The sequence below is a fragment of the Actinomadura darangshiensis genome (assembly GCF_004349235.1).
Taxonomy (GTDB): domain Bacteria; phylum Actinomycetota; class Actinomycetes; order Streptosporangiales; family Streptosporangiaceae; genus Spirillospora; species Spirillospora darangshiensis.
This window is the reverse complement of record NZ_SMKY01000108.1, coordinates 1-26,238: the sequence shown is the minus strand read 5'-3', so window position 1 is coordinate 26,238 and position 26,238 is coordinate 1. Positions and strand designations below refer to the sequence as shown.

The 26,238-nt window shown below is 68.9% G+C and carries 25 protein-coding genes; 3 read left to right on the top strand and 22 right to left on the bottom strand.

Annotated features, from left to right (window positions below):
• Positions 1-119 precede the first annotated feature (119 nt).
• The gene (locus E1293_RS22975) at positions 120-1,418 is read left to right on the top strand and encodes an LCP family protein (protein WP_132199521.1); all 1,299 of its coding nucleotides are present in this window, start codon (positions 120-122) and stop codon (positions 1,416-1,418) included.
• A 110-nt stretch (positions 1,419-1,528) separates the two neighbouring features.
• Here the strand turns inward: E1293_RS22975 and E1293_RS22970 are convergent, their stop codons facing one another.
• From E1293_RS22970 to E1293_RS22920, 11 genes are all read right to left on the bottom strand, one after another.
• Positions 1,529-2,065, bottom strand: a complete 537-nt coding sequence (locus tag E1293_RS22970; protein ID WP_132199520.1) for a hypothetical protein — start codon at positions 2,063-2,065, stop codon at positions 1,529-1,531.
• A 4-nt stretch (positions 2,066-2,069) separates the two neighbouring features.
• Positions 2,070-2,951 carry a hypothetical protein gene (locus tag E1293_RS22965; protein ID WP_132199519.1) on the bottom strand — a complete coding sequence of 294 codons (882 nt, stop codon included), beginning with the start codon at positions 2,949-2,951 and terminating at the stop codon, positions 2,070-2,072.
• Positions 2,948-3,556 (bottom strand): hypothetical protein, encoded by a 609-nt coding sequence (locus E1293_RS22960; protein WP_132199518.1) that lies wholly within the window; start codon positions 3,554-3,556, stop codon positions 2,948-2,950. Before E1293_RS22960 ends, E1293_RS22965 begins: the two co-directional genes overlap by 4 nt.
• Positions 3,544-4,956: a hypothetical protein gene (locus tag E1293_RS22955; RefSeq protein WP_132199517.1), complete on the bottom strand. Its 1,413-nt coding sequence runs from the start codon at positions 4,954-4,956 to the stop codon at positions 3,544-3,546. Before E1293_RS22955 ends, E1293_RS22960 begins: the two co-directional genes overlap by 13 nt.
• Positions 4,957-5,023: 67 nt before the next feature.
• Positions 5,024-5,413 carry a hypothetical protein gene (locus E1293_RS22950; protein WP_132199516.1) on the bottom strand — a complete coding sequence of 130 codons (390 nt, stop codon included), beginning with the start codon at positions 5,411-5,413 and terminating at the stop codon, positions 5,024-5,026.
• A gap of 2 nt (positions 5,414-5,415) precedes the next feature.
• Positions 5,416-6,552, bottom strand: coding sequence for a hypothetical protein (locus E1293_RS22945; RefSeq protein ID WP_132199515.1), 1,137 nt, complete (start codon positions 6,550-6,552; stop codon positions 5,416-5,418).
• 44 nt (positions 6,553-6,596) lie between these two features.
• Positions 6,597-8,180, bottom strand: a complete 1,584-nt coding sequence (locus tag E1293_RS22940) for a hypothetical protein (protein ID WP_132199514.1) — start codon at positions 8,178-8,180, stop codon at positions 6,597-6,599.
• A gap of 252 nt (positions 8,181-8,432) precedes the next feature.
• Entirely contained in the window at positions 8,433-9,068 is a 636-nt protein-coding gene (locus E1293_RS22935) for a prepilin peptidase (protein WP_132199513.1), read from the bottom strand.
• A gap of 28 nt (positions 9,069-9,096) precedes the next feature.
• On the bottom strand, positions 9,097-10,293 hold the full coding sequence (locus E1293_RS22930; RefSeq protein ID WP_132199512.1) for a C40 family peptidase: 1,197 nt from the start codon (positions 10,291-10,293) through the stop codon (positions 9,097-9,099).
• Positions 10,294-10,403: 110 nt separating this feature from the next.
• Positions 10,404-10,907 (bottom strand): hypothetical protein, encoded by a 504-nt coding sequence (locus tag E1293_RS22925; RefSeq protein ID WP_132199511.1) that lies wholly within the window; start codon positions 10,905-10,907, stop codon positions 10,404-10,406.
• A 207-nt stretch (positions 10,908-11,114) separates the two neighbouring features.
• Positions 11,115-11,495, bottom strand: coding sequence for a hypothetical protein (locus E1293_RS22920; protein ID WP_132199510.1), 381 nt, complete (start codon positions 11,493-11,495; stop codon positions 11,115-11,117).
• A 113-nt stretch (positions 11,496-11,608) separates the two neighbouring features.
• Here E1293_RS22920 and E1293_RS22915 point away from each other — a divergent pair, with 113 nt between their 5' ends.
• A complete protein-coding gene (locus E1293_RS22915; protein WP_132199509.1) occupies positions 11,609-13,453 on the top strand; it encodes a hypothetical protein in 1,845 nt (614 codons plus the stop codon).
• Positions 13,450-14,163 (top strand): hypothetical protein, encoded by a 714-nt coding sequence (locus E1293_RS22910; protein ID WP_132199508.1) that lies wholly within the window; start codon positions 13,450-13,452, stop codon positions 14,161-14,163. Before E1293_RS22915 ends, E1293_RS22910 begins: the two co-directional genes overlap by 4 nt.
• A 65-nt stretch (positions 14,164-14,228) precedes the next feature.
• Here the strand turns inward: E1293_RS22910 and E1293_RS22905 are convergent, their stop codons facing one another.
• The 11 genes from E1293_RS22905 to E1293_RS22855 form a co-directional block, all read right to left on the bottom strand.
• On the bottom strand, positions 14,229-15,752 hold the full coding sequence (locus E1293_RS22905) for an OmpA family protein (protein WP_243716413.1): 1,524 nt from the start codon (positions 15,750-15,752) through the stop codon (positions 14,229-14,231).
• A gap of 162 nt (positions 15,753-15,914) precedes the next feature.
• The gene (locus E1293_RS22900) at positions 15,915-16,136 is read right to left on the bottom strand and encodes a hypothetical protein (protein WP_132199507.1); all 222 of its coding nucleotides are present in this window, start codon (positions 16,134-16,136) and stop codon (positions 15,915-15,917) included.
• 87 nt (positions 16,137-16,223) lie between these two features.
• Positions 16,224-17,030, bottom strand: a complete 807-nt coding sequence (locus E1293_RS22895; protein ID WP_132199506.1) for a response regulator — start codon at positions 17,028-17,030, stop codon at positions 16,224-16,226.
• 1 nt (position 17,031) lies between these two features.
• A complete protein-coding gene (locus E1293_RS22890; protein ID WP_132199505.1) occupies positions 17,032-18,324 on the bottom strand; it encodes a sensor histidine kinase in 1,293 nt (430 codons plus the stop codon).
• Positions 18,305-19,195 carry a type II secretion system F family protein gene (locus E1293_RS22885; RefSeq protein WP_132199504.1) on the bottom strand — a complete coding sequence of 297 codons (891 nt, stop codon included), beginning with the start codon at positions 19,193-19,195 and terminating at the stop codon, positions 18,305-18,307. Before E1293_RS22885 ends, E1293_RS22890 begins: the two co-directional genes overlap by 20 nt.
• A gap of 4 nt (positions 19,196-19,199) precedes the next feature.
• Positions 19,200-20,132 carry a type II secretion system F family protein gene (locus E1293_RS22880; RefSeq protein ID WP_132199503.1) on the bottom strand — a complete coding sequence of 311 codons (933 nt, stop codon included), beginning with the start codon at positions 20,130-20,132 and terminating at the stop codon, positions 19,200-19,202.
• Positions 20,129-21,457, bottom strand: coding sequence for a TadA family conjugal transfer-associated ATPase (locus E1293_RS22875; RefSeq protein WP_132199502.1), 1,329 nt, complete (start codon positions 21,455-21,457; stop codon positions 20,129-20,131). Before E1293_RS22875 ends, E1293_RS22880 begins: the two co-directional genes overlap by 4 nt.
• A gap of 3 nt (positions 21,458-21,460) precedes the next feature.
• Complete coding sequence (locus tag E1293_RS22870; RefSeq protein WP_132199501.1) at positions 21,461-21,850, bottom strand: TadE/TadG family type IV pilus assembly protein; 390 nt, start codon at positions 21,848-21,850, stop codon at positions 21,461-21,463.
• Entirely contained in the window at positions 21,847-23,421 is a 1,575-nt protein-coding gene (locus tag E1293_RS22865) for a CpaE/TadZ family protein (protein ID WP_132199500.1), read from the bottom strand. The genes E1293_RS22870 and E1293_RS22865 overlap by 4 nt, the downstream gene beginning before the upstream one ends.
• 8 nt (positions 23,422-23,429) lie before the next feature.
• Positions 23,430-24,098, bottom strand: a complete 669-nt coding sequence (gene cpaB / locus E1293_RS22860; RefSeq protein WP_165978355.1) for a Flp pilus assembly protein CpaB — start codon at positions 24,096-24,098, stop codon at positions 23,430-23,432.
• A gap of 70 nt (positions 24,099-24,168) precedes the next feature.
• Positions 24,169-25,287, bottom strand: a complete 1,119-nt coding sequence (locus tag E1293_RS22855) for a hypothetical protein (protein WP_132199498.1) — start codon at positions 25,285-25,287, stop codon at positions 24,169-24,171.
• Positions 25,288-26,238: the final 951 nt, after the last annotated feature.

Genomic DNA, 26,238 nt, shown 5'->3' with positions numbered 1-26,238 from the left:
GCGCTGGCGCGGGGGATGACTCTGCGGGGGGCGGTTCGGGCGGGTCCGGTGGTAGCAGGCCGGGCGCCGGGAGGAAGCGGCGGCGGGTTTGGCGGTGGGTTGCCGTTGCAGCGGTCGCCGTGTTGCTGGTCGGTGGTGGAGCAGGAGCGTGGCTTTATCACGATCTGGTCGGCGGGATTAAGCAGAAGCATGTCAGTGACAAGCTCGGCGCGAACCGGCCCAAGAAGCTGAACAAGTCGCTCAATATTCTGCTGATCGGCTCCGACACCCGGGCGGGCGACAACGCCCGGTACGGGGAGATGAGCGGGGCGCGGTCGGACACCACGATCCTGCTGCACCTGTCGCCGAATCGGGACCAGGCCGTGGGGATCAGTTTTCCGCGGGACTCGATGGTCAAGATTCCGACGTGCAAGAAGGAGAAGGGCGGCACCGTACCGGCGCAGTTCGGGATGTTGAACGCGGCGTTCGCGTATGCGGGGCCGACGTGCACGTGGAAGATGCTTGAATCACTTACGGGTATTCATATCGACCATTTTGTGCAGGTCGACTTCGCCGGGTTCAAGCGGATGGTGGACGCTCTGGGCGGCGTCCAGATCTGCGTCGACAAGCCCGTGAACGACCCGCGGGCGGAGCTTTACTTGAAGGCCGGGAAGCAGACCGTGAAGGGTGAGGAGGCGCTCGGCTACGTGCGGGCGCGTTACTCGCTCGGGAACGGCTCCGACCTGGAGCGGATCGAGCGGCAGCAGAAGTTCATGGCGGCGGTCGTCGACAAGGCGACCAGCGGTTCCGTTCTTACCGATCCGGGAAAGACCTACAAGTTCCTCAAGGCCGCGACCAAGTCGATGACGACGGACGACGAACTCGATCTGGCGGGGATGAAGAAGCTGGCGGACGGGCTCAAGGGCATGAGCGCGGGGCAGGTGCGGTTCGTGACCGTCCCGGTCGAGGGGTATGCGCCGGACCCGAACCGCGTCCAGTGGAACCAGGAGCTCGCGAAACCGCTGTTCGAGGCGGTCCGGCACGATGACGAGCTGCCCGCGGAGCCGGCCAAGCCCGCCCAGGCGAAGCCGGCGCCGCCCGCCCCGGACAAGGTGCACGTCACCGTCGTGGACGCGGGTGGACGGGACCAGCTGGTCGAGCGGGTCGTGACGCAGCTCCGGAAACGTGGCTACAAGGTGGCGAAGAAGGTCGAGAAGGCCGCCTCGGCACCGGAGAGCCGCCTCGTGTACGCACCGGCCGCCGAGGCGCAGGCGTCGGCGCTCGCACGGGACGTCCCGGACGCGCTGCTCAGCGCGGACGCCGCCGGACCGGCGGACGGTGTCCGCCTCGTCATCGGGACGAACGGCGTGCGTCTCGCCGCACCGGCCATCAACAAGATCGGCGGCGGCGTGAAGGGCGACCAGAAACTCTGCGACTGACGGCGGGCGCGGCGGGCACTGACACCAACGCGAGCCTCGCCCCGATCCGGCCTCTGCGCGGCGGCCCGAGCCCCTCGGCCGCCCTGCCGCCGCCCGCCCCGGTGCGGAGGTCAGCGATCGAGGCGGACCGATGGGGCCGCGCTGGATATCGCGTCGGCGAGTTTGCGGCGGTCGAGCCGCCAGCCGTCGACGAGACGGGCCGCGAGCCTGCCGCGTCCCCTGCCGTGAATGACGAGGCGGTTCCAGGTCGCCCCGGCTCCCGAGCCATGAGGGACGCCTTTGACTTGGCGGAGTTGCACTCGCGATACCTGGTCCCAGGGGATTCGGGTCGGCCTGGCCGGGGGAAGAAGGTGCGCGCCGAGGTAGAGGCCGTTCTCGTCGGCGGCGAAAGCCACCCGTCGCCGGGCCGTCCAGACCGTTTGCACTGCCGCACCCGCGATCAGTAGGCAGCCGAACACCACGGCGGGGATCGACAATGCCGCCGACAACGTGTCGAGGAAGTCGTTCTCCGGACCGCCCGGCGTGGTGGGCTGCGACGGAGTCGTCAGCCGGTCCCATCGGCCCCACGGCAGGACGACCAGGAGAATGCCGAGGAGCAGAAGCCTGGCAGGCAGGGAGCCTCGGTACCGCTCCACGTAGGGGGTCATCGATTCACCTGCGACCTGAACGGATGGCGAAAGGTAGCGCTAGAAGGTATCCGGTCAGTGCCCCGCCTAGCGAGTGAAGCCAGAAGGCCGCCTTGTAGTCGGCGGCCGCCGCCGTTCCGGCGCCTAGCAAGGCCAGTGGCAAGGTGATCGCCGTCAGCGCTATTGGTGCCGCGGCCGCGGCCGCCAGCCAGAGTGGCCTTCTCCGGTCGGGAAGGCATGTCGCAGCGGTCGCGATTGTGGCGAGTGCGATGGCGATGGCCTGTACGCGCGGTGTCCAGGTCAGTAGCTCCCCGACTTTGTGCCCGGCATCGTCCAAGCCGATGTAGGACGAGGTCACGGCCATGTCCGAGAACAGCGCACGGGACAGGATGGTCCGCCCCAGCAGGGAGAGCAGGGCCGAGACCGTGGCGCAGACCAGCAGTGCGTTGGCTTCCGGACGGCGCAGCGTCACGTATCCGGCGTAGCAGCCGGCGGCGACCGCGAGTTCCGCGGCCACGACCAGGAGAAGCAGGTTGGCCGACCGTGGTGCGCCGATGAGAGACCGGCCGGACAGTAGCGGCAGCATTGTCAGGCAGAAGAGCAGGGACGCCACCAACGCTTGCTGACTCGCGTCAGTGAGCACCCCTGTAAGCCGGTCGTCGGTCTTCGTCGCGATCCATGCGGAAAGTGCCGCGGACAGGAGAATCGCTTCAAGGGCCAAAGGGGCGGTGGCCGCGATCACGCCGTCGTTGACGGCGCGGATCTCTCCCAGGCCGGGGATGCCGAGTCCCCAGCGGATACCGGCCATCTGGAGGGCCAGGAACCCGAGCGCCACCAGGCAGGACGGCAGCATGCCGCTGGGCCGGGATCTACCGGCGGCCGTGGTCCGGAGGCCGTACCCGGTCATGGGTTGAACCGGAAAGACGAACGGATGGAGGCGACGAGCGGCTGGTTCGAGTCGTACAGCGAGGAGAGGAAGATGATCCGCACGTCGACGACTTTGCCCTGCGGGGTCTTGGTGAACAGGTCGGCCTGTACGAGTTCCTGGCCCTGCGGCGATTTGTAGCGCTTGCGGATTTCCCACGCCTCGGCGCCGTCCAGCTCGATCTTCCGGTTGCCGATCAGCCGGAACTCCTTTGAGGCATGGCTGAAGGCGACGAAGTCATCGGCGATGCGGGCCAGCGGGAACGGCAGGTCCTCGTTGACGAGGACGTCGAAGGACGACTCCATCGTTTGGCCGTCCCGGCTCTTCACCCCGACCTCGAAAGCCGCCTTGGGCACCACGGTGTGGCCGGTGATCTCCTTCCAATTCGCGGGGTATCCGATGGTGAAACCCGCACCTTTGTAAGTGTCCAGTTGTGCACTCGCCGTGCTCTTGCTCGCGGGCGAAGCCGGAGACGCCGCTTTTCCGTCGTCTCCGCCGCAGCCGACGACCGTGGCCGCACCCGCGACGGCGAGAGCGAGGGCGGGAAGCGATCGGGTGACCATCCGCCTGGGGTTCATGGCCTGCATCCCGTCCAAGGTTTCCGTTCGCCCGTCACCGGGTCCACGATGTAGGCGTCCTTGAGTTTCAACTGGGTCTGCTCCGTGGAGTTCTCATAACCGCCCAGCTTGACGACGTAGGAACCGGATATGTCGAATCCGTCCTTGGAGTAGGACCGATCGTAGTTCATGTTGTAGGTCGTGCCCTTGTTCGTCACCAGGTCGCCGAAGTCGTTGGTGAGTCCCTGCATGCCGCCGGGATAGCTCTTGTCGTAGAGCACTTTGGACGGGTTCAGCATCGCGTCGATGACCCGCTGGGCTCCGGGGTCGTTGGTCAGCGGGATGTGGATCTGGGTGGTCGACTGGCCGCCACCGCCGTCCTTCCACGGCGTCCACTTGGGACCGCCGCCCTTGCTGCCCTGCGGTCCGCCGTCGTCGGTGGGATCGCCGTTCTGGTCGGGTGGGCCGTTCTTCTTCCGGTCGGGTGACCACGTCTTCCCCAGGGACACACCGGCGTCCCAGGTGCTCTTGGTGTCGGTGGTGATGATGGCCTTGGTCGGGTTGCCGTTCTTGTCGTAGAAGACGGAGATGGCCGACCCGTTCGCCCAGTCTTTCTGCGCCCCCGCCTCGGCGACGATGACGCCGAGAGAACCGTTGATCCCGTAGGTCTCGTTGGTCTTGTAGGTCTTGATGAACGTGCCGTCGCTGTTGCGGGTGGTGCCGACCTCGTCGCCGTTCTCGATTCCGCCGCCGCCGGACACGATGGAGAACGAGCCGTCGACCTTGCCGAAGCCCGTCGTGCTCTTGCCGTAGTAGGTGGCGTACTTGATCCCCATCCGGTCGGCCACCTTGTACGGGATCTCCTTCAGCTCGCCGACCCCCGAGAACCCCTTGGTCTTGATCAGCCGGTCGCCTTCCTCCTTGACCGCCTGGTTGAACGCGTCGCGTTGTGCGGCGTCCTTGAACTTCCAGGTGGTGGCGGCGTGCGCGCCCCAGTCCATGCCGACGCCGCCCGCGATGCTGGCGCCCTTGCCCTTGAGGGTGAATCCGATGCCGGCCTCGACGTCGAATCCGTTCTTGGTGTCCGTCCCGGTCGTCTCCCAGATCTCCCCGTTGGACCGGAGGGCGACGATCGAGCGCTTCTTCTCCTTGCGGCTGTAGAACAGGATCTGCACATTGTTGTTGTGCTCGGTCGTCATCTCCTCGGTGTTGCACGGGAGCGCCTCGGGCGGGGGTTCCTTCGGGTGCGGCTTCCACGGGCAGTCGGAGATCGAGAAGATTTTGCAGATCGATGCGGCCACGCTGTCGGTTGCCGCGGTGGGCAGGCCCGCGAAGGCCACCGCGCCGATTCCCACCACGATTCCGAGCAGGGCGGCGTACTCGAAGAAGGACGCTCCCGCATCTCGGCGACGACCGGATCCAACGATCATTCACCAAGCGTCGGCGCCGGTGCGGGCCCGGTTGAAGAGCCCTGAGACCCACCGCGGGACCCAAAGCTCAGAAGTAGCCGGAGCCCTTCGACGCGAAGTGGTCGCGGGCCGTCCGCCGGGTGACCAGTATCAGGATGACGGCGGGAATGAGCAGGCCGAGAACGCCCGTCGCGTCGCCCTGCCCGAGCCTGCCGAGGGCGATCAGCATCCAGACGATCTCCAGCGCCACCACGCCGGTGCGGACCCGTCTACGTCCGGTGGCCAGCCGCAACGCCAGGAAAAGGCTGAGGCCACCGGGGATCAGCTGCAGCAGGACGGCGCCGAAGTTCTCGGCGGTCCAGCCGTAGCCGACGAGAAAGGCCAGGCTCCACACCACCGAAAGGCCCGCAACGACGAACATCAGCACGCGGGCGCCGCGCAGTGACGAAGGGAGCAGGACGGATCGGGCAACGGCCATCGTCATCCTTCGTTTCCTCGCGGCACTTCCGCGCCGATCTGCAGTACCAGGTCACCGGTGACTCTGACGTCGAGCACGACGCTTTCGAATCGCAGCCGAACGCCGGTGAGGGCGTCCCCGTGTAGGAGCGGGCGCGGATCTGTCAGACGGCGTCCCACCGCGTGGTTCAGCGGCTCGCCAGCCGTGTCGTCCGCCAGGCAGGCCACGACGCCTTCAGCTAGCAGAACGGCCTGATCAGCACCCGGTACCGTGAGCGTGCTCTCGCCGTCATCGACCTCGTAGCGACCCGATTCGACGCGCAAAGTCTGCTCGTACCCCGCCCATAGCTGGATCGCCCGGCCGTCGTCGAAGGTCAGTTCCGCCATCTGGTCCTGTGGCACCCCACCGGCCTCGTCGACGTAGAGGCGGCGGACCGCGCTCAGCCTTCTCCCGCGCACGGCCCACACTTCGGGAGGCAGATCCTCGCCCTGCGGATAGGCATGTCGTTCAAGGGCGTCCAGGTAATCGCGGGCCGTTTCGCGGGCGGTCGGTCCCGTCGCCGGATGCCGTTCGACGCAGAGCAGATAGGCGGCGGCGTCCATGCCGCCCACCATTTCCAGGTGGGTGACCAGCCCGTTCCCAGAATCACCCAGGTTCGGGACGAGGGCGGCGAGGAGCCGGAAGTAGCGTTCGCGAGCCTGCGGCATCGGGTCGCCCGGAAGGCGTTCGCTCAGCCATTGACTGGCCTGGCGGGCAAGTGCGGGCACCTCAGCCCGCAACCACATCCGGGTGAAGTCCCGCATCGGCTGCGGTTCCGGGACGTCCGCCCCATCCTGCGCGGCGAGTTGCAATGCGGCGGCGACCCCATCATCGGTGACATCGCGAAGGGTCGGCATCGCCCGGCGCAGGTACTTCAGGAGGCTCGGCCACGCGTCCTCGATCGCTTTGAGCTCAGGCATCGCGAGCACCTGCTCATGCAGGGCGGCCGAATGGGGGTGCGCCGCGGCGTGCGCAAGGCAGCGGTCGAGGACGTCCAATGCCCGCTCCACCGTTTCCGCCGTGGTGGCCAGGCGCCGCGCGGCCTCCATCCGCTCGCCGGCGTCGGTGCGGTCCCAGGGCCCGGCGGCACCGGCCAGCGCACCCGGAACGAGCTCATCCATTTCCACAGCCTCCCCCAGCCCCCGCGCCACCGTCGAGGCGGCTCTCAGAAGTGCCCCTGTTCCTGCGCTCGCCGCAATGCCTCGGAATCGTAGGTCTTCCCGTCGATCTCCACCGGAATCTTCGAGTCGATCAGCTTCTGGACTTCGGCCGGATGCCTGAAGAGCTCATTCGCCTTGCCGCCGCTGTTCACCACGAATTTGGGTTGCCCTCCGGTCTCCCGCGCCCACTGAGAGTACTTCGGAATCTGCTTGTCGCTCTTCAGCGTGCCGAGGAAGGCGTTCATACCGTCCTTGACCTCGTTCAGGTGGACCACGCCCTTGGAGTCCACGTAGGCGACGTCCGCGTCGACTCCCTGCGGGAATGTGACCTTGTGGCCGCCGCCGAGGTCGGTCGCCCCCTTGGCGCCGATCGCCACCTTTGTTCCCGGCTTGACCTGGCCCGAGTCGGCGACCTGCCGCGCGCGGTTCACCTCCGCGCTCAGCGAGGGCAGCGCGCGATGCTCGGCGTCCAGTTTCTCACCGCTGGCGTTCTTCAGTTTGGCCAGCGCCCCCTGGAGGGACGGAGCGGTGATCCGGTCGTCCTTGGAAAGCGCGGCGAGGTCGTCCAGTGCGGTCTTGATGTGGGGCGCCTTGGCCGGATCGTCGGCATGCTGGAGTGTGCGCTGCAGCGCGTCGAGGGAGTTGGCGTCGGTGTCCTTGATGCTCTTGAGCAACGCGTCGGCTTGCTCCTGGCCGAGCCCGAGTTGCTTGAGCCTCGGCCCGAGGACTGCCTTCTGCGCACGCCCCGCCTCGCGCCTCGCTTGCTTGGCGCTCTGCCCGGCAGGGCACACGGCGACGGCGACGGCCCCGGTACGTCCATAGGACGGATGTCTCAGCAGGAGGCCCGGTGGACCCAGTGCGACCGGGCAGCCCTGTTCTCGCGCTTTCCTTTCGGCTTCATCGGCCTTCTTGCGGGCCTCGTCGGCGGCCTTCTGCGCCTCGTCCAGCTTGCCTTCGCGGGCGAGCCGTTCGGCCTCGTCGGCGGATCTCTTCGCGTCGTCCGCCAGATTCGGCACCTTCGGGCCGTCGGGGGTCTTCTTGCCGCCGGGCAGCTTCTTGAGCTTGTTCAGCTTGTTGAGGCCCTTGCCCCCGACGATCGAACCGATGATGTTCGTGGTGCACCGGCCCGCCTCCTCGGCGTCGTCGGTGAACTTCCGGCAATGCTTGGTGGCGTCGTCCCAGATGGCCTTGAGAGAATCCTTGGGATTGGTCACCAGTTGTTTGAGGCCGCCCCAGTTGCTCTTGAAGCCGTCATGGCTGCATATGTGGGCCAGGCACGCGACGAACGCACCCCCCTCGAAGATGCCGACTCCCGCGTCCCATACGCCGAGACCGGCCCCCTTGAAGAAGTTCCCCGTCCCGGAGGCGGCGCTGCTGACGCCGTTCTTGGCGTGGCAGAACCCCTTCTGGAATATGTTCCCCTTGCAGCCGCCGCCTCCGCCGTCATCGTCGCCGCCCGGACGGTCACCGTCGCCGGCCTGGGGCCGTCCGCCGCCGTCCGGGCTCCCGCAGCCGGTGCCGCCGAAGGCCTGGCAGATGATCGTGCCCGTCTTGGAGACGACCTTTTCAGGGATGCCGGCGAGCACCATCGCCGAGATCATTCCGGCGACCACGGCGAACAGTGCCGCGTATTCGAAGAAGGACGCTCCCCGATCGAACCGGCGCTCGGCACCCCTGCGCCAGAAGTTCATCGCGTCCCCCGAACATTTCGCGCCCAACCGCGTCCGGGCAGCAAAACAACTCACGTGGTCCGTGTCGACGGTACGGAGGCTCCTATGGCGGGTGCATGAGTCCCAGGGCCCAAAAGAAGGCCCAACCTCGTGATGGGGCGCGCGGGCCGCTCAGCCGCCGGCGGCGAGGATGCCGATCAGGGTGCCGGCCAGCATGAAAGGGCCGTAGGGCAGTTCGGATTTCCACGACTTCCGGCGCAGCAGCACCAGGCCGACGGCGACGACTCCGCCCAGCACGGCACCGGCGACGAGCCCGTAGACCCACGCGTCGCTGCCGAGCCAGCCGAGGTAGAGCCCCAGCACTCCCGAGAGCTTCATGTCACCGCGGCCGATCGCCTGCGGCATGAAGAAATGCTGAAGGAAGTAGATGACCCACAATGCGGCCATCCCGATGACGGCATGCACGAAATGCGGGACGCCGTCGTCGACGAAGGGGATCGCGGCCGCGAGCAGCGCCGCACCGATCCCGTACGAGGGCAGCGTGAACGGGTCCGGCAGCCGTTTCACCGCGAGGTCGATGAAGTTCAGCAACGTCCCCACGGCGCCGAAGTACAGATAGGCGGGGAGGACGGGCGAGGCGCCGAACCGCCAGCCCAGCGCGGCGAAGACGGCAGCGGTCGTCACCGCGATCGCCCACCGGCGCCTCGCCGTGAGCTTGTCGCAGTACCGCTCGGTCTGCGGGGCGAGGAACCAGCCCACGGCCAGCCCGCCAAGCGCCGCCAACGGGACGACGAGGAAAGCGTTCATGCGCGGAGCACCGCGGCGAACTCCGGCATCAGGTGGCCCTGCCCTCGTTGTAGGGGCGGACAAAGGCAATCGGCGCGCGCGACTTGTAGTCGGCGGTCCGCACCTGGGCACCGGTGTGCGGAGCCTCGATCATGATCCCCTTCGCCGGGTCGACCACCAGCCCGACGTGTTCCGGGCCGCGCGAACCGGGGTGGAAGAACACCAGATCTCCTGCCTTCTCCTGACCGGGCGGGATGCGCCGTCCGTAGTTGACCTGATCGTAGGTCACCCGCGGGATCGCGATGCCGGCCGCGCGGTAGGACATCTGGGTCAGCGACGAGCAGTCGCAGTTGGCGGGGGTCGCGCCCGCGCGGCTCGCGTTGGTGCAGCTGCCGCCCCACTGGTACCAGGTGCCGAGCTGGGCCATGGCGAAGGCGATCGCCCGTTTGATCATCTCCGGCGTGCCGGGCGGCAGCGGGCCGGGATCGGGCAGCGGCCCGTTGTTCCACAACCCGTAGGGCTGGCCGGTGTACTTCTGCGGGTCCTCTTTCGCGACGAGGCGGAGCTTGAACAGTCTCGCCAGCGCCCTGCGATTCCCGTTGGGCGCCGCCCGAACCTCGTTTCCCTCACTGTCCTTGCAGTTCAGCGCCATTTGCAGCGGGGAGCCGGTACCGTCCGCATTGCCCTCCCCCGGCGCCCAGACCGGTGTGCAGGAGGGTGGATAGAACTTCGCTATCGCTGACGCCCCGGCCTTGCGTCCGATGCCCTCCTTGCCGCTGCCGTCGGTGCAGAGATTGCGGCGCCTCCGCAGGTCCTCCTTCTCCTGCGCGGTCAGTTCGCTCTCGCGCTTGAGGTCGCAGTGCTTGCTCGCTACATCGGCCTTGGCCACGTATCCGAGCATGCTCGTCTGATGCACCTTGCCGACGAGGTCGGAGTCGTTCTTGACGGCGTACTTCCGTCCCGCGGACGTCGCGTCGGCACCGGTCGCCCAGTAGCCGATCAGGTCCGGGGGGACGCCGCTCAGCGCGAGCGATATCGCCTCTTCGCGGAGCGGTGCGAGCGCGCCGAGCGCGGCGGCGTCCGCTCCCTCCTGCGCCCTGGTCCGCAGATCGTTCAAATGCGTGATGCGGAAGAACATGAGCGACGCGAAGGACAGGACGAGCGCGATGGCGACCAGCAGGATCGTCGTGCCCGCGCCTTTGTCGTCGCGCCGACGAGCCCGCACACGCAAGAACCGATCCATCATGCGTCGTCCCCGTGAAAACCCGTCGGCATGTCCCGGCAATGATCAGAGATGCTTCCCGGGAAGAATAGGAATACCGCAAGTCGGGGAACAGGGCCCGTGGGCCCAAATGGTCACCAGTGGTCCCCGCCGGCCCGGAACCAATTGGCGACGAGCAGGCCGAGGACGGCGCCCAGCAATGCCTCGGTCACGTACACCAGGGCACCGAGGCCAGTGGCCGCCATCGGCAGCCCGATGACCACTCCGGCGGGCGCGGCCAGCACCGGGACCAGCAGGATGCCGGACAGCCGGTAGGCGCCCGCGGAGCCGTCGCGATGGTAGAGGCCGGCGGCCATGGTGGCGAGCAGGCCGGTCAGGATGCAGGGCAGGTGCCCTCTCAGGACCTCGCCCAGCTCGTTCACCGGCACGGCCGCCTCGCCGGACGGCATCAGCCGCCGCGCTAGCAGCGTCCCGAGGGTCCAGACCCCCAGGGCCACCGCCCACGAGATGAGCAGCCGCGCAGCGGCGGCACGCGTCCCGGCGGCTCTGCCGTCCAAGTGCGGCACCCAGGCCAGCCGTTCGGGTCCGGTGCCGTCCGCCGGCCCCGGCCGCGCGGACGGGCGGTAGGCCGACCCCATCCCCAGGGACCCTCGGCCGGGGTCCTGCCATCCGCGTCGCCGCGGCTCGGCGGTGCCCCCGCCTACCGCCGGGTCGTCGCTCTCAGGCCCCGAGGCCGGCGGACCTTCGGATGAGCCTCGCGCGGGTTCACCGATGCTCATGGCGAGAAACGTAGGCCCGGACGCCGCGGACGCCCAGGGTCCGGGGACTCAAAGCCGGGCCTGTGCTCAGAAGTAGCCGCCGGTGCCCGCCGTCCGGCGCGTCCCGGCGAAGTGGCCCTTCGCCGTGGCCTGGAACAGCAGCACGAGGAGGACGATCGGGATGATCAGGTTGGGCATGCCGCGCGGGTCGCCTTGGCCGATGCGGGCGAGCCCCAGCAGGACGTAGAAGATCTCCAGCGCGATGATCCCGCGGCGCAGCCGCGTCCCGCCGTCCGGGACGCGCAGTGCGAGGACGAGGGTCAGCACGGCCGGCCAGGTGTACCAGATCGCGGTCCCGAGGCTCTCCGCGCTCACCCCCTCGGCCACCAGCAGCGCCAGTGTGGTCACGAAGGTGAGTCCGGCCACCACGAACATGAGCGTCCGTATCGCCTTGACGGGTCCGGGCATCGCACACCACCCAAGAAAACGGCCGAAGCGGAAAGAATGGCTTTCCTGAACGAGTTGTTCAGCGTAGCCACTAATACGTCAACCGCGCAAGTAAATGGATCTGTCACGCTCAGTTGATTGGGTCCGTTATTGGGTCCGCAGGCCCATGCCAAGCGTCCTCCGCTCACCTAACCTCACCCGTTCGGGGGCGATGCGGAGGTACACGGGGCATGGTGGGCTTTTGGACAAGAGCCGCCGACCGGCGGGGTGACCGGGGTGCGTCGTTCTTCGAATACGCGGCACTGCTCGCGGTGGTGGCCGGGATCGTCACATCGATGTTTCTCGCCGAAATACCACAGACGGTGCTGTCCAAAACCGGGACGACGATCTGCAAGGCATTCGGCGGTTCCGACTGCGGGGACTACAAGGACGCCCGCCCCCACGCCGGAGACGACCAGGACCCGGGCGGGGACGATGACGGGGACGGCGGCGGGTCGGACTGGGGCCCGTTCAACTGGCTCAAGGGTCCGGCGAGCACCGTCTGGCAGATCGGCGACGCCTTCGTCGACGACATCACCGGTCTGATCGACCTCGTCAAAGACCCGAGCACCATCCTCGACGCGGGCAAGTACATCTTCACCGACCCGCTCGGCGCGGCGAAACAGCTGGTCTGGGACGACGAGACCCAGAAGCTCTTCGACAAGGGCGACAACTGGGGCACCGGCGGCCGCGTCATCTGGAACGTCGGCTCCTGGTTCATTCCCTACTACGACATCGGCAAGGCCGTCGGAAAGATCAGCAAACTCGGGAAACTGGGCAAGCTCGGGAAGCTGGGAAAACTCGCCGAGGAGGCCGCCGAAGCGGCTCAACGGGCACGGAAGGCCGCCAAGGCGGGGGACGTCGACGGCGCGAAGAAGGCCGCGGAGGAGGCCCAGCGCAAGGCGGACGAGGCCAAGAAGGAAGCCAAGAAGCAGGGCTGTAAGGCATTCGGCCTGGGACCACCGGGCCAGCGCGGCGGCGGGCACCCCTCCGTTCCGGCTGGAGCCTTTGCGCTCCCCGTGCACGCCTTGACGAGCCGTGTTCTCTCATTGCGGGCGGGCCCTTCCGAAGAGCCCTGCAAGCAGGCGAGGGACGCGCAGAAGGAAGCGGACGACGCCAAGCGCAAGGCCGAGGAGGCCGCCGAAAAGGGTCGGAAGAAGGTCGAGGAGCGGCGCAGGATCCAGGACGCGGCCAGGAAGAACCTGCAGCGGCTCGGCCTCGCCCCGGAGGAGATCGAGAAGATCATCCAGGGCGCGGGCAAGGACACGCATCTCCTCGACCGGTTCAACGCCCTGCTGGGGCGGTCGGACCTGGACCAGGCGAAGCTCGCGCAGCTCGCCAAGGACCTCGCCAAGGCCCAGGAGGCGACGGATCCCGCGGACTGGGCGGGCCTCATGGCCAAACTGAACGAGGCGGGCGGCATCACCGACGTCAGGAAGGCCAACCTCAAACTCGCGGAGAACGGCGCCGAGGTCAGCACGGTGGCGCGCATCATCCGCGAGGGCAGGAACGCACCTGGCACGAAGATCTACACGGGCAAGCGCTGGAAGGATGGCAAACCCCCGATCGAGCTCGACTTCGGCGCCGGCCGCAAGGTGAGGTTCGACGACATCTACGAAATCGACGCCACCTACATCGACCGCGCCGGCAAGGTCCACCTGGTCGAAGTCAAGAACACCATGAACGCCCTCCTTGAGAAGACGCAGAAGAGCGACCAGCTCGAACGGATGGAGTCCTGGGCAAGAAACGGGGCCAGCCGGCAGTCAGAGATACACATCGAGAGCACCGTGGATAGACAACTCGCCTTCCAGAAGGTCGACGGCCGGACCAGTCTGGTCCAGAAGCTGGCGGACTCCGGGGTCACGGTAAGGCTCGGTGACGAGGTCTATACTCCGAGTGAGCTTCAGGCGGTCGCTCGGAATGAAAGGTGGGGCAAATGACGGAGGGTCAAGCTGAGGCGGGCTCCCCGGTCCCGGTCGGCTGGCATGAGATCCAATGGCCCTGGGACCTCACGTCCTCGTACCTGACATTCACCTACCTCGACGACCTCCCCCGCACTGGCGCCCGAATCACCGAAGCATTGAAAGTGCTGGAACAAGCCCTGTATGCGATCGCCGAACCGGACCTCCGGTGGTCCGCACCGCTGGAAGACATGCTGCCCGCCGGTATGTGGACCGCCTGGACTCCGCTGTTGTCCCGCCTAAGCGACCACATGCCGCGGCTGTCGGCCATCAGGGCTGACCGGGTACGCGAGGTCGCCGTCGAATTCGCACCACGGGCGGCGCTGCCTCCGGAGATCGCTCGCAGGTTGGCACCGGACCTGCTGACCGCGTGGCTCGGCTACCTGGCCGGCCGCATGCTCACGCATTCATTGAAATGGGCAGAGGATTCACTCCGCGAGCAGCGTGAATCGGCTCAGCTGACCCCATATCTGGAGCTGGTCACCAACTTCATACCGAAGGTGGACGACGAGAAGCTCAGGTACAGATTGACGAGCGGACTGCGGACCACGGCGAAAGAGTCGGCACTCCCCTACCTGGAGCGGCTCACCGCGTCGAGCCTTCCCACTGACCTACGGAAAGAAGCGGAGTGGCAGGCGCAACTCCTGCTCAACGACCTGGTCAAGGATTCGGAAGGCGGCTGGCTCTAGCACCCCGATGGACGAACGCGGGCGGACCGGCACGAGGTCGGCCCGCCCACCGATGGACCGTGTGCTCAGCCTGCCGAGACGCCCTCGATGCGGGGGAACTTGCCGAGCTGGACGCCGAACGAGGACAGGTTCACCGGAAGTTGCACGACCGCCCAGAAGTCCAGGCCGCCCTGCGGCGGAACGCGGTCCTCGCCCGCCCATGTGCCGGCCACCGGCGAGCACAGGCACGCCACCTCGTTGTTGCCGGGAACGTCCGTCGGATAGGTCGCCGCCTGGTATCTCCGCTTGCCGGAGGTGTCGATCACACCGACGTTGTTGGCGAAGAACTGGACGATGTTCATCCAGCCATCGCCGTACTGCAGGTCGCTCACGCTCGCCTCGGTCGTGCCGTTGTTGGTCAGCCGGTAGCCGAGGACTCCCAGCCCGTTGCCGATGGGCTTCACACCGGTGACCTGGGCGGCGAAAGGCTGACCATCGACGGTCAGGCTGACCGGGGCCGCCGCTTTCGCCCCAGTTCCGGGAGCCGGTGTCTGCGCGGGCGGCTTCGGACGCGCGAATATCACGGTCACCCGGCGGTTGCGGCGACGACCTTCCTCGCTGTCGTTCTTGTACTGCGGCTTGGTCGAGCCGTAGCCCTTGGCCTCGAATCCCACCCCGGAACGCGTGACCAGGCCCTGCAAAGCTTTGGCGACATTGTCGGCCCGGTGCTGCGACAGGGGCTCGTTGATGGCGTCGTTGCCGGAGTTGTCGGTGTGCCCCTCGACCTGGACCTTGGCTGCCGGAGATTCATCGATCCTCTTGGCCGTCTCCTTGAGGACCGCCTGTGCCTTGCCCGACAGGTCCGCCTTGTTCAAGGCGAACAACACGTCCGCGCGCAGGTTGACCCGGAGGTTCTTTCCGTCGTCCTGGATCTCATCACTGTCGTCGACCGCCTCGGTAGAGGACGTGATCACGTGACTGACCGGCTGGAGGCCGGGCGTCAGGGCGGGGATCGGCTGGCCCGGCGGGGCGGTGGGCGCCTGGTCGCTGATCGGCACATTGGGCAGGGGCGCCGAATCCGGGGTGATCACGGTCGTGGTCTTGGCACCGCCCGACGGTGCCGGCACCACCCCGAAGAAGGTCGCCGACTCCCCGGGGCTCAGCACACTGCGGTCGGTCTTCCAGTTGTCGGACGAGCACAGGCATGTGCCGCCCCCTCGGTAGGGCAGCAGCACCCGCCGTGCGGCGGCGTCGATGATCCCGATTCCGGAAGCCTGGTCATTTCCCGATCCGGAGTCCTGCGGGACGGCGATGTCCTGGACCGCGCGACCGGCCGTGAAGTCCTCGGAGCCGCCATTGGTGTACCGCAACTGCACGACCACGTTGGTTCCACCGAATCGGTTGAGTCCGACCAGGTCAACCTTCACTTTGGGGTCCATGAAGCTCGTCGTGGAAGCGAGCGCGCGACGGTCGTCCTTGCCCTGTTTCCCCGCCGGAATCTTCGTGGGAGCGTTCGACTTGCCGGCCTCGCCGCCCCCTCCCGATGAACTGCACCCGGCCACGAGTACCAGGACAAGGCCGAACGTCAGCAGTGCCGGACTCGTTCGCACGTAGTTCTCCCACTGGTCGCCCGAATCACGTGGACATCACGAGGGTAGTACCAGAACGCGGGAAAGGAGGAAGGGTCTAGGGGCCCAACGGCGGAGAAGCGGTCCGGAAACCGAAGCGGAGGAGCGGCCTGAGCGCCGCCCCTCCACCCGGGTATGGCCAGGTCACTTGAGCTTGTCCAGGAGGGGCTCGAGCTTCTTGGTGATCTTGTCGGCCAGGTTGAACTTGTGCCAGACACCGATCATGCCGGCGATCACCGCGATGAGCGCGGCGTACTCGAAGAAGCTCGCCCCGCGGTCGAAGTCCTTGCGCTTCTCGAGGTAGGTCTCGACGCGGTCCTGCAGGAAGAGAGAAGTCGTCACGTACAGGGGGATGAGCGGATTCATTTGTGCCTCCCGTATTTGGCCCCGCCTGTTTGCTGAGGACGAATCTACGGAAAGGCCGACCGTGCTCCCAGGGCCCGCAAACCCAATTCAGCGGGCTCTTCTGGTTGGGGCCTGGGGCCCTGCCTTTGGGCCTGTGACCGGGCCTGTGACCGGGCCTGTAGCCCGACCTGTGACCGGGCCTGCGACCGGACCCGCGTCCTCCTGCTCGGTCCCCAGCCAGCGGGCGATGGCCGCACCCCGGGAGGTGACGGCGAGCTTCGCGTAAATGCGGTTGATGTGGTTCTTCACCGTCTTCTCGGCCAGAAAGAGGCGCTGCGCGATCTCCCCGTTCGAGCAGCCCTGGCTGACGAGTTCCATGACCTCCAGCTCGCGGGCGGACAGCCAATGGTCCTTCGGCACGTCCGCGCTCACCCGGCCCGCGTGGCCGCCCTGCCCGGCCCCGGCCCGGCCCCCGGTTCCATGGTCGGCCGCCTCGGCGTCGGACCGGAGCGTCCCGACGAGGTAGCTCGCGACGGCCGGCGAGATGGGGTTGCCGCCGTTCGCGACGTCCTCCACCGCCCTCAAGAGGTCGTCCGGCGAGAACGTGTCGTGCACGAGGTACCCGGAGGCCCCGTTGGCCAGCGCCGTGCGGATCACTTCGGGCGCGGAGGTGTAAGTGAGCATCAGGACCCGGGTGTGCTCGGAGATCACCGCGGCGGCGTCCATCCCGTTGACCAGGGGCATCCGCACGTCCAGCAGGGCCAGGTCGGGGCGCAGCCGGTCGGCCGTCTCGATGGCGGTCTGCCCGTCCCCCACCTGCGCGACGACCGCGATGCCGGCGGCCTCCAGCATCGACGCGAGCCCGGCGCGGACCACCGGGTTGTCGTCGGCGATCAGGACCTTGATTTCCGGCATCTCAACCCACCTCCGCGAGATCGTTCCCGGCCGTGCCGGCCGGCTCCTGGACCGGCATCCGGAGCAGGATCCTGGTCCCCGCGCCCGGTTCGGAGCCGATGATGACCGTGCCGCCGACCCTTTCCGCTCTCTCGTACAGGCCGATCAGGCCGTAGTGGCCCTCACGCGCGAGGTTCTCGACGCTTTCCATGCGGAATCCCTTGCCGTTGTCCCGCACGGAGAGAATGGCCATGCCGTCGTCGCGGGCCAGCCGGACGGCCACCGAGGTCGCCGCCGCGTGCCGTTCGACGTTGGCGAGGACCTCGGAGAGGATCGAGAGCACCTCGGAGCGTTTCCGCAGTTCCACGTCGATCTCGGGTTCGAGGTCGCAGTGCACGGCCACGCCTTTGGCGGACGCCCATCGTTCGGCGGTCTCCCGCAGCGCACCGGCGAGCGGGAGGCTGAGGTTGTCCGAACGCATCTCGTCGAGCAGGGTGCGCGCCTCCCGGGACGCGATCGCGGTGGCGGCGGCGAGGTTCGCGGCCTCCTCCGCCGCGCGTTCCGCGTCCTTGCGGACCCAGAGCGGCAGCGCGGTGGCGGCCATGGCGATGCCGTGCAGGGTCTTGGCCAGCGAGTCGTGCATCTCCCTGGCCAGCCGGCCCCGCTCGTCGGCGGCCGCCGCCCGCGCCTCCGCGCGGGCGCGCGCCTGCGCTTCGCGTATCTGCTGGTCGAACAGGCGGCGCAGGGCCACCCCGGCGTAGCCGGCCAGCGGGTAGTAGACGGGCTGCCCGAGCACCGTCTGGAACGTCGCGATGTCGCCGCCGGCCTCGTCCAGCGTCAGTGCGAAGGCCGTGTAGTAGCCGGCGACCTGCAGTATCGAGATCACCAGCATGCCGCGCCAGCCGAAGAGGAGCCCGGCGATGGCGGCGGTGACGACGGTGGCCATCAGGAACGGCCCCGAGGTGCCCCCGATGCCGAGCACGACGAACGACAGCGCCACGTCGACGATCGCCAGCGCGGGCCATCTGAGCAGCCACGGGACGATCGTCCGCCAATGCCTGGCCGCCTGCCAGGACGCCAGCGCGAGCAGCGCCACCAGGACGAAGACCTTGGGCGAGATCCGGCTGGCGGGGATGAGCCCCAGGGTGATGGCCGCGATCAGCATCCGCACCTGCATCAGCAGGGAGAACGCGCTGCCGACCCGTTCGAGGACCATCGTCTTGTGCGCCGTCGTCTCGTGCACCGTCTTCTCGTGCACCGTCGTCTCGTGCACCGTCTTCCCGTGCACCGGGCCGTCATGGGTTGCCGAGATCACCCAGACCTCCTCCGTTGGCCCCGATGAACATGGCCCCGGCCATGACCGCCAGCAGCGCCGGCAGCACCAGGAACGCGGTGACCGCGGTGATCTGGGGCGAGATCTTCTGGGCCTTCTGCTTGGACCACTGGGCCGACTCCCGGCGCATGTCCAGCGCGATGTCGTTGAGCGCGCTGGACAGCGGCGCCCCGAGCTCCTCGGCCTGCAGGATGGCGGTGACGAACTGGCCGACCGCCTCCGAGTCGTTGCGTTTGCGGAGGTCTTCGAACGCCTGCCGGCGCGGGGTGCCGAGGTCCATCTGGCGCAGCGCGACGGTGAACTCGTCCGCGAGCGCCCCGGGCATGCTCTCGGCGACGCGTTCCAGGGCGTGCCGGAAGCTGAGCCCGGCGGCCACGGTCACCGCCAGCACGTCCAGGAAGTCGGGCATGGACCGCTGGATCTGGTCCTGCCGCTTGCGCATCCGGGCTCTGATCACGCCCTCGTGCTGGAGGGCGCCGAGCAGGCAGGCGGCCCCGTACAGCATCTCCCCCTGCAGCATCAGGAACACCCCGGGGACGCCGAACAGCACGAGGAATCCCGCGGACTGCCGGCAGTAGGACTCGTAGGTCATCCCGCCGGGACGGCCCGCCTGCTCGATCCGCCTGAGGATCTTCGTCTTCTGCGGCGCGAGCAGTTCCTGCGTCGGCCTGGCCAGCGGGGCGCCCAGCCGGTCGGCGATCCGCACGAACACCGACAGGTCGTTCTTGCGCTTGGGGGACGGCGGCATCGCCGAGACGGCCACCTGCTCGTCCGCGCGGGCCAACTGGAGGCCCCGGAGGCCGAGCAGGACGCACGCGGCGGCGCCGAGTCCCATGAGGTAGACGGGGAGCATGGCCTCAGACCTCCACCCGGGTGAGCCGGCGAATGATGATCACACTGAGCGTGAAGGCCGCCGCGGCCGCCGCGAGGATGACCTGGCCGACGAGGTTCTCGCTCATCGCCCGCAGCGACCCCGGCATGATCATGTTCAGCATGACCAGGCCGCCGACGCCCATGGCGCCGACCGCGTAGTTGGTGACCACGACCTCGCCCATGATCGTTTTGATCTGGCGGTGGATCTCCTTGCGGTCCTCCAGCGTGTCGGCGATCGTCCGCAGCGAGGTGACCAGCGACCCGCCGGACCGCGCCGACACCACCAGGGTGGACACGAGCACGGCGAGCTCCCGGGACGGCATCCGGTCGCCCAGGTCCCGGAGCGCCTGGTCGACGGGCTGCCCGAGGCGCAGGGCGTCGGAGGTGCGCTTCAGCTCGCCGCGGGCCGGGTCCTCCAGCTCGTCGGCGGCGAGTTCGAGGGCGGTGCGCATCACCAGCCCGGCGCTCGTCGCGTTGGACAGCACGCGCGCCAGCTCCGGGAGCTGCGCGACGAACGCGTCCCGGCGGCGCTCCTCCTTGCGGCGCAGGTAGGTGAGCAGGAGGAAGACGACCCCGATCGCCGCGGCGATGCCGAACACCGGCGCCATCCAGGACCCGATGACGAACACCGCCGCCCCGCCGCCGAGGACCGCCATGAGGGTGAACGTCGAGACCTTCATCCGGGAGCCGGACGCGACGATCCGGCGATCGATCGCCTTGCCCAGCTCGGTCCTGCGCAGCGCCCGGTCCAGCCGGTCGAGCGCACCGGCGGCGACGCGCTCGCCGTCGTCCAGCGCACCGCGCGCGCTGAGGATCCGGCGCTGGTTCACGCCGCGGAAGTACTCGTAGAGGCCCCACGTCGCGACGGCGAGGACGACCGCCAGGCAGACGAGGATGGCCGGCAAGGGAATGTTCACGGGGCCCCCTGGAACGTCGACGGCGGGTCGCCCGCCCGGAAGGGCTCGGGAGTCTCCAGCCCGGCGCCGAAGAGGCGCCGCTGGAGGTTCTCCGGCAGCGCGGAGCGGCGGATCCGGCCCCGCACGATCCGGTCGGCCTTCAGCGGGTCGGGCTCGAACCGGTAGACCGCCTGGAGCTTGAACGCCTCCTGCCGGCGGGAGGCGACCACGGCGATCTCCCCGATCCGGCGCGATCCGTCGGCCCCCCGGTTCAGGTGGACGATCACGTCGATGGCGCTGTTGATCTGGTCGCGGATCGTCTCGAAGGGCAGCTTCACCTCGCTCATGCTCGCGAGCGTCTGCAGCCGGTAGATCGCGTCGTCGGCCGAGTTGGCGTGCACGGTCACCATCGATCCTTCGTGGCCGGTGTTCATCGCCTGCAGCATGTCGACGGTCTCGGGCCCGCGCACCTCGCCGACGATGATGCGGTCGGGACGCATCCGCAGCGCGTTGCGCACCAGGTCGCGGATGGTGACCTGGCCGGAACCCTCGATGTTGGGCGGACGGGACTCCAGCGAGATCACGTGGTCCTGCTGGAGCCGGAGCTCGGCCGAGTCCTCGATCGTGACGACGCGCTCCCACGCCGGGACGAACGCCGACAGGGCGTTCAGCATCGTGGTCTTGCCGGTGCCGGTGCCGCCGGAGATGACCACGTTGAGCCGCGCCTTCACGAACTCGGCGAGCAGCACGCCGGCGGAGGCGTCCACGCTGCCCAGCTGGACGAGGTCGTCGATGGTGAACGCGCGCGGGAACCGGCGGATGGTCAGCACCGGCCCGGTCAGCGACAGCGGCGGGATGATCACGTTGACCCGCTCGCCGCTCGGCAGCCGCGCGTCCACCATGGGGCTGGACTCGTCCACCCGCCGGTTGACCTGGGCGACGATCCGGTCGATGGTCTGGTAGAGCTGCTCCTCGCTGGCGAACGTGCTCTCGATCCGGTGCACCCGCCCGCCGCGTTCCACGTAGATGTCGTCGGGGCCGTTCACCATGATCTCGGTGATGCCGGAGTCGGCCAGCAGCGGCTCCAGCACGCCGAGGCCGAGCGCCTCGTCGACGACGCGCCGGATGAGGGCGGCGCGTTCCCGGGCGGACAGGACGGGCCCCTCCCGGCTGATGATGTGGTCGGTGACCTTCTCCAGCCGAGCCCGGCGCTGCGGGACGTCGAGTGCGGCCATCTCGTCGAGGTCGACCTCTTCCAGCAGCCGCGTCCGCCACTGCGCCACGCCCTGCGCCATGTCGCGCCGCTGGCCGGTGCGGTCCTGTTCGAGCCGATCCCTGAGTCCCATGCGTCACCCCACCGGCATCTCGACGGTGCGGGTCATGGTGAAGTCCAGCGGGACCCCCTTGATCAGCACCGGCACCTTGGCGCGCACCCGGCAGACCACGCCGCCGTCCCGGGTGGCCGACGTGACCTTCTTCTCGTTGAGCCAGCCGGGCATGGCCTGCATCGCGGCGGTCTCGCAGGCGCCGGCCTCCTGCCGCTGCGCGGCGACCCGCGCGCCCGTCCGGGCGGCGTTCTCGACCCGTTCGACGGTGATGCCGACCAGCAGGAACTCCAGGCAGAAGAAGATCACCGTGAGCACGCTCGGCAGCACGCCCGCGAACTCCAGGCTGACCCCGCCGCGGTCGCCGGGCGCCGCCGCGGACCGCCGCGACCGGCCGGACGCGCCGCGGGTCATGGCCTGCCCTCCTTCACGATCTTGGATCTGGCGGTCAGCTCGAAGGGCACGTGCCAGGAGGCGAGCATCGCGGGCGCGTCCATGCTGACCTCGGCGTAGCCGTTGACGATCTTGATCCGCAGGTGGTCGTCCGGCCGCATCATCCCGGGCACGCGCTCGGCGGTGCGGCGGCGCACCTCGGCCCGCGCCTCCGGCGTCTGGTAGCCGAGCACGGCCACGGCGCGCGCGGCCTCGTTGGCGGCGTGGCCGGTGTACATCGAGGTGAGCCCGATGAGGACGACCTCCCAGCACAGGACGATGAGGAACACGATCATGAAGAAGATGCCGGCGAACTCGGTGAGCGCGACGCCGGCGTCCCCCCGGCCGCTGTCCCCGCGGGCCCTGCCCTTGCCCGCGCCGGCCGCCGCGACGGCCCCCTCGTCGATGACCCCGGCCTCCAGCGCGACCTGCCCGATCGCGCGGCGGAAGGCCGCGTTGTCCACGGCCGCCGGCGACCCGGTGTTGGCCGCCTCCTCCAGGCCGCGGAAGACGGCGGGGACGCCGGCCTTCAGCATCGGCAGGCCGAGCACCTTGCGCGCGAAGTCCGGCTGCACCTCGTTCTTGCGGTCCTGGCGGACGAGCACGACCGACAGGTCGTCCGGCTTGCGCAGGTTGAGCCGGCCGCAGAGCGCGGCGAACCGCTTCACCGCGCGGATGGACGGCAGGTCCGGGGTCGCGGTCACCAGCAGCCGGTCGGCGATCTCGATCGACATGGCGCTGCCGTCGGTGAGGAACGCGCCGCAGTCGACGATGACGAGGTCGTAGCGCGACCGCAGTGCCGCGAGGATCTGGCGGGCCGCCTTGGCGGTGACCTCTTCGGCGCGCTCCCCCTCGGCCGGGGCCAGCAGGGTGTGCAGGCCGTCCTGGTGAATGTAGAGCGCATCGGCCAGGATCGATCCGTCCAGCTCGTCGGCCGCGCCGATCAGGTCGGCGATGCTGCGCCGGTGGGTGATGTCCAGGTAGCTGGGGACGTCCCCCTTCTGCAGGTCCATGTCGACCAGGCAGACGGTCTGCCGGGCGGCCAGCGCGGCGCCCGCCAGGTGGACGGCGAGCGTGGTCGTCCCGGTACCGCCCTTGGCGCCGACCACGGCGACGACGCGTCCGGACCGGTCCGGGGCGGCGGACGCGCGGGCCGGGTCGATGTGCCGCTTGACGCTGCGGGCCCAGTCGGCGGCCGCCTCGATCCGGTTCTGCAGCTCCGACAGGGCGGGCTCGCGCGAGATCACGCCGCGCGCGCCCACCGACATCGCCTGGTGGTAGGTCTCCGCGGTCTGGTCCGTCGTGATCAGCACGAGCCCGAGCTGCGGATGCCGGCGGGTCAGGTCGCGGATGAGGTCGAGCGCCGGCAGCCCCGCGATGTCCTGGTCGACCAGGATGACGTCGATGGCCGGGATGCTGTTGACCGCGCCCGTCACGTCGTTGGACGAGCGCTCGACCGCGGCGAGCTCGACGTCGGCGAGCTCGCCCAGCTGCGTCCGCAGGGCGTCGACCAGCTCCGGGTCGGTGACGCCCAGCAGGATCCGAACACTCATGCGCGCACCTAACTCGACGGGGTGGCCTGGCAGACGGGGCCGAGCTTCGGGGTGGTCGCCTCGCCCTCGCGGCTGATGAGCGCGAGCCGGACCTCCTGCGCGAAGCTCTCGGCGTGCGTGAGCTTCAGGCTGTCCTCGGCGCTCAGCACGAACGTGATCGGCACGACCTGGTCGACGTCGTCGGCCTTGGTGCCCTGCTGGCTCTGGAGCTGCCCGACCTCCTTGACCAGCGCCTTGCTGATGATCCGCAGTGCGCAGGCGCGCTGGCGGCTCTGCTGCTGCTCCTGGAAGGTGGCGTAGATGTCGACCGTCATGCCGGGCTTGACCTGCCCGGCGACGCCCGTCTCGGCGTTGATGAGGCTCGCGATCTCACGCTGCCCCGCTTTGAGGGCGGGCCGGTCGACGAGCATGCCCTTGTCGACGTAGGCGCCCTGCTGGATGTCGGTCCCGGCGGCCTTGCCGTCGAGCTGCCTCGTCTCGGTGAGCATCGACTTCGACACCCACTTCACCGGGATCCTGGCCTTGCGGACCATGCTCCCGTCGATCGGGACGAACGCCTTGACCGGCTTGGTGAACTGCAGCACCTCGGTCATCTGCCCGACCTCGGCGCGCACCGAGCCGACATATCCGACCACACTGACGAACACGAAGACCGCGCCGAGCGCAGCCAAGATCATCAGCAGAACTCCACGTCGCTGCCGCGGATTCATGGAACTCCGATCTCGATCCAGGGGTTGGGGGAGGCTTCTAGGGGCGGTCCCGGGGACCGAAGGCGACGGTTCCGGCGCGCGGCCATTCGTCGCCGGACGTCGCCCTGGGCGCCGGTATGAGCCGGGGGTCCGCCGCCGCGGGCCGCCGCGGCGCGGGTTGGAGGAGCACCGCGATCTCGTCCGCCTCCGCGGTGGGGGTCCGGTCCGCGCCGGCCCCGGCGACGGGTACGTCCGCCCCGGCGACGGGTACGTCCGCCCCGGCGACGGGTACGTCCGCCTCGACGGCGGGTACGTCGGCAGGCTGGTCCTGCACCGCCTCCGGGCTGGGAGGCGGTGCCGGCTGTGTCATCTGGCAGAGCGGGCAGTGCGGCAGCGCGGTCGGCTCCCCGCACCATCCGCACGGCCGGTAGACGAAATCGGACAGCAGGCTCTGCAGTGCCTGCGGGTGGCCGCTGAACGCGACGAACTCGACGTACTTCTTGGTGCCCCAGTACTCCGCGCCGAGCGGCTGGGGCGCGACCAGCGTCGCCGAAACGGCCGCGACCGCCGGCCGCAGCTTCTGCTGCAGCCATTCGGTGTCGCCGTTCGTGCCGCCGAAGAGCATCAGCACCGGATCGCCCGGACGCGCGCCGAGGTCCGGCACGGGCTTGGCCGCGGTGATGCGGTGCACCCCCGCTTGGCATCCGGCCGTCACGGCGAACGCACCGCCCGGCAGGTAGGACGAGACGTGCGCCCCGAGCCCGGTCTTGATGTGCTCAAGGCGAGCGACGCTGTTCACCCAGGCGCCCGCGTAGAGGGTTTCGCGCAAGCGGTGGGCCAAGCCCACCAGCACCCCGGGCCGCGCGTAGGACGACGCGAACGTCAGCTGGTCGGCGACCAGCGAGAGCGCGATCGGAGGCAGGTCGAGCGCCACCCCCGCGATGCGGTCGGTGAGCAGCGCCGCGCGTGCCAGCTGGACGAGCCGGCGGGTCCCCTTCCCCTTCCACTCGGGATACACCACCAGGACCGCTCCCCGCGTCTGCAGGGCGCGGGCCATGTGGTCGATGAACGCGGGCGCGGTGTCCCCGCCCGCGCCGTCCAAGGCGATCCGCTGGGCGACGGAGGCCCGCAGGATGCCCGTGCTGGGGAAATCGCCGGCGAGCACGACCGCGGTCACGGGCACCCCGGATGGTCTTCGGGTCTCACCTTGCCGACCCCTCCCGTTCGCGGCGGCGGACGATCATTGGATTCCCGCAATCGTCCGATTACGGGGGCGCTGACGATAGTCAGCACAACTGTTCGCACTCAAGCGAATAGCACTTCTCGCCGGGGCGAGCGGCCCTAAATCGTGAGCATCGTGTTCTTCGATGCCGTGCACATTGCCCGAGTTCCCCGCCCCGGGCAAGAATTTTCGAAACTTTTGGAGAAAGGCGCCCTGACCTGCGACGACACCGGGCAGGCCCATTCCGGCGACGGTCGCGGGCACACCGTGGGCCGCACGAACCCCGCGGCCGGTCGGAATGGAACGTGCCATTTCACCTCCCCGGGCGGCGGACCTCGACATTCTCCCGAAACGGGAGGCAACGATCAACGGCCGGACCGGAGTCCACAGCCGGTCAGCGAATGAGACCAGGGGCCCTGGACAGGGCCCCTGGCCCTGGCGCCGGTAACGGGACCGGAAAAGGTGCCGATCACCGATCCGCCAGGTAGGCGGCTCGGGCTTTTCTCAGGCCGGCGGCCGAGTGCGTTCGAGCCGCCATTGAATGGATTCTCCGTATAGTGCCCAGGGACCAGAGACCCAATTTCGTCCGCACCGGGATACGGCCGGAACGGACGGTGCGATTCGGTCATGTCCGATTCCGCCGCCGCGGCGGTTCCGGCCCGGCGAGCACGCCAGACGGACGTGCGGCGCTCTAGAGTCTCCCTGTAAGCGGCCCCACACTGGAGACGACGGCGATGACGCATCCATCGGACCCTGGTCATCCATCGCGCCCGCAGGCGCCCGGCGGTCCCGGCGGCCGGACCATCAAGGACGAGGGCTAGACGGGGCTGCTGTGGGCGAATTCGATGGGAAGCCTCCGCAGGAGACCCGGCGGGAGGGGCCCGGGGGGACGCGGCGGGACGAGAG

What these genes read in the sequence shown, in the direction of transcription:
- E1293_RS22970 (WP_132199520.1), bottom strand. Translation starts at nt 2,065, where the DNA reads ATGACCCCCTACGTGGAGCGGTACCGAGGCTCCCTGCCTGCCAGGCTT.
- E1293_RS22965 (WP_132199519.1), bottom strand. Translation starts at nt 2,951, where the DNA reads ATGACCGGGTACGGCCTCCGGACCACGGCCGCCGGTAGATCCCGGCCC.
- E1293_RS22960 (WP_132199518.1), bottom strand. Translation starts at nt 3,556, where the DNA reads ATGCAGGCCATGAACCCCAGGCGGATGGTCACCCGATCGCTTCCCGCC.
- E1293_RS22955 (WP_132199517.1), bottom strand. Translation starts at nt 4,956, where the DNA reads ATGATCGTTGGATCCGGTCGTCGCCGAGATGCGGGAGCGTCCTTCTTC.
- E1293_RS22950 (WP_132199516.1), bottom strand. Translation starts at nt 5,413, where the DNA reads ATGGCCGTTGCCCGATCCGTCCTGCTCCCTTCGTCACTGCGCGGCGCC.
- E1293_RS22945 (WP_132199515.1), bottom strand. Translation starts at nt 6,552, where the DNA reads ATGGATGAGCTCGTTCCGGGTGCGCTGGCCGGTGCCGCCGGGCCCTGG.
- E1293_RS22940 (WP_132199514.1), bottom strand. Translation starts at nt 8,180, where the DNA reads ATGGTGCTCGCCGGCATCCCTGAAAAGGTCGTCTCCAAGACGGGCACG.
- E1293_RS22935 (WP_132199513.1), bottom strand. Translation starts at nt 9,068, where the DNA reads ATGAACGCTTTCCTCGTCGTCCCGTTGGCGGCGCTTGGCGGGCTGGCC.
- E1293_RS22930 (WP_132199512.1), bottom strand. Translation starts at nt 10,293, where the DNA reads ATGATGGATCGGTTCTTGCGTGTGCGGGCTCGTCGGCGCGACGACAAA.
- E1293_RS22925 (WP_132199511.1), bottom strand. Translation starts at nt 10,907, where the DNA reads ATGGGGTCGGCCTACCGCCCGTCCGCGCGGCCGGGGCCGGCGGACGGC.
- E1293_RS22920 (WP_132199510.1), bottom strand. Translation starts at nt 11,495, where the DNA reads ATGCCCGGACCCGTCAAGGCGATACGGACGCTCATGTTCGTGGTGGCC.
- E1293_RS22910 (WP_132199508.1), top strand. Translation starts at nt 13,450, where the DNA reads ATGACGGAGGGTCAAGCTGAGGCGGGCTCCCCGGTCCCGGTCGGCTGG.
- E1293_RS22900 (WP_132199507.1), bottom strand. Translation starts at nt 16,136, where the DNA reads ATGAATCCGCTCATCCCCCTGTACGTGACGACTTCTCTCTTCCTGCAG.
- E1293_RS22895 (WP_132199506.1), bottom strand. Translation starts at nt 17,030, where the DNA reads ATGCCGGAAATCAAGGTCCTGATCGCCGACGACAACCCGGTGGTCCGC.
- E1293_RS22885 (WP_132199504.1), bottom strand. Translation starts at nt 19,195, where the DNA reads ATGCTCCCCGTCTACCTCATGGGACTCGGCGCCGCCGCGTGCGTCCTG.
- E1293_RS22875 (WP_132199502.1), bottom strand. Translation starts at nt 21,457, where the DNA reads ATGGGACTCAGGGATCGGCTCGAACAGGACCGCACCGGCCAGCGGCGC.
- E1293_RS22870 (WP_132199501.1), bottom strand. Translation starts at nt 21,850, where the DNA reads ATGACCCGCGGCGCGTCCGGCCGGTCGCGGCGGTCCGCGGCGGCGCCC.
- E1293_RS22865 (WP_132199500.1), bottom strand. Translation starts at nt 23,421, where the DNA reads ATGAGTGTTCGGATCCTGCTGGGCGTCACCGACCCGGAGCTGGTCGAC.
- cpaB (WP_165978355.1), bottom strand. Translation starts at nt 24,098, where the DNA reads ATGATCTTGGCTGCGCTCGGCGCGGTCTTCGTGTTCGTCAGTGTGGTC.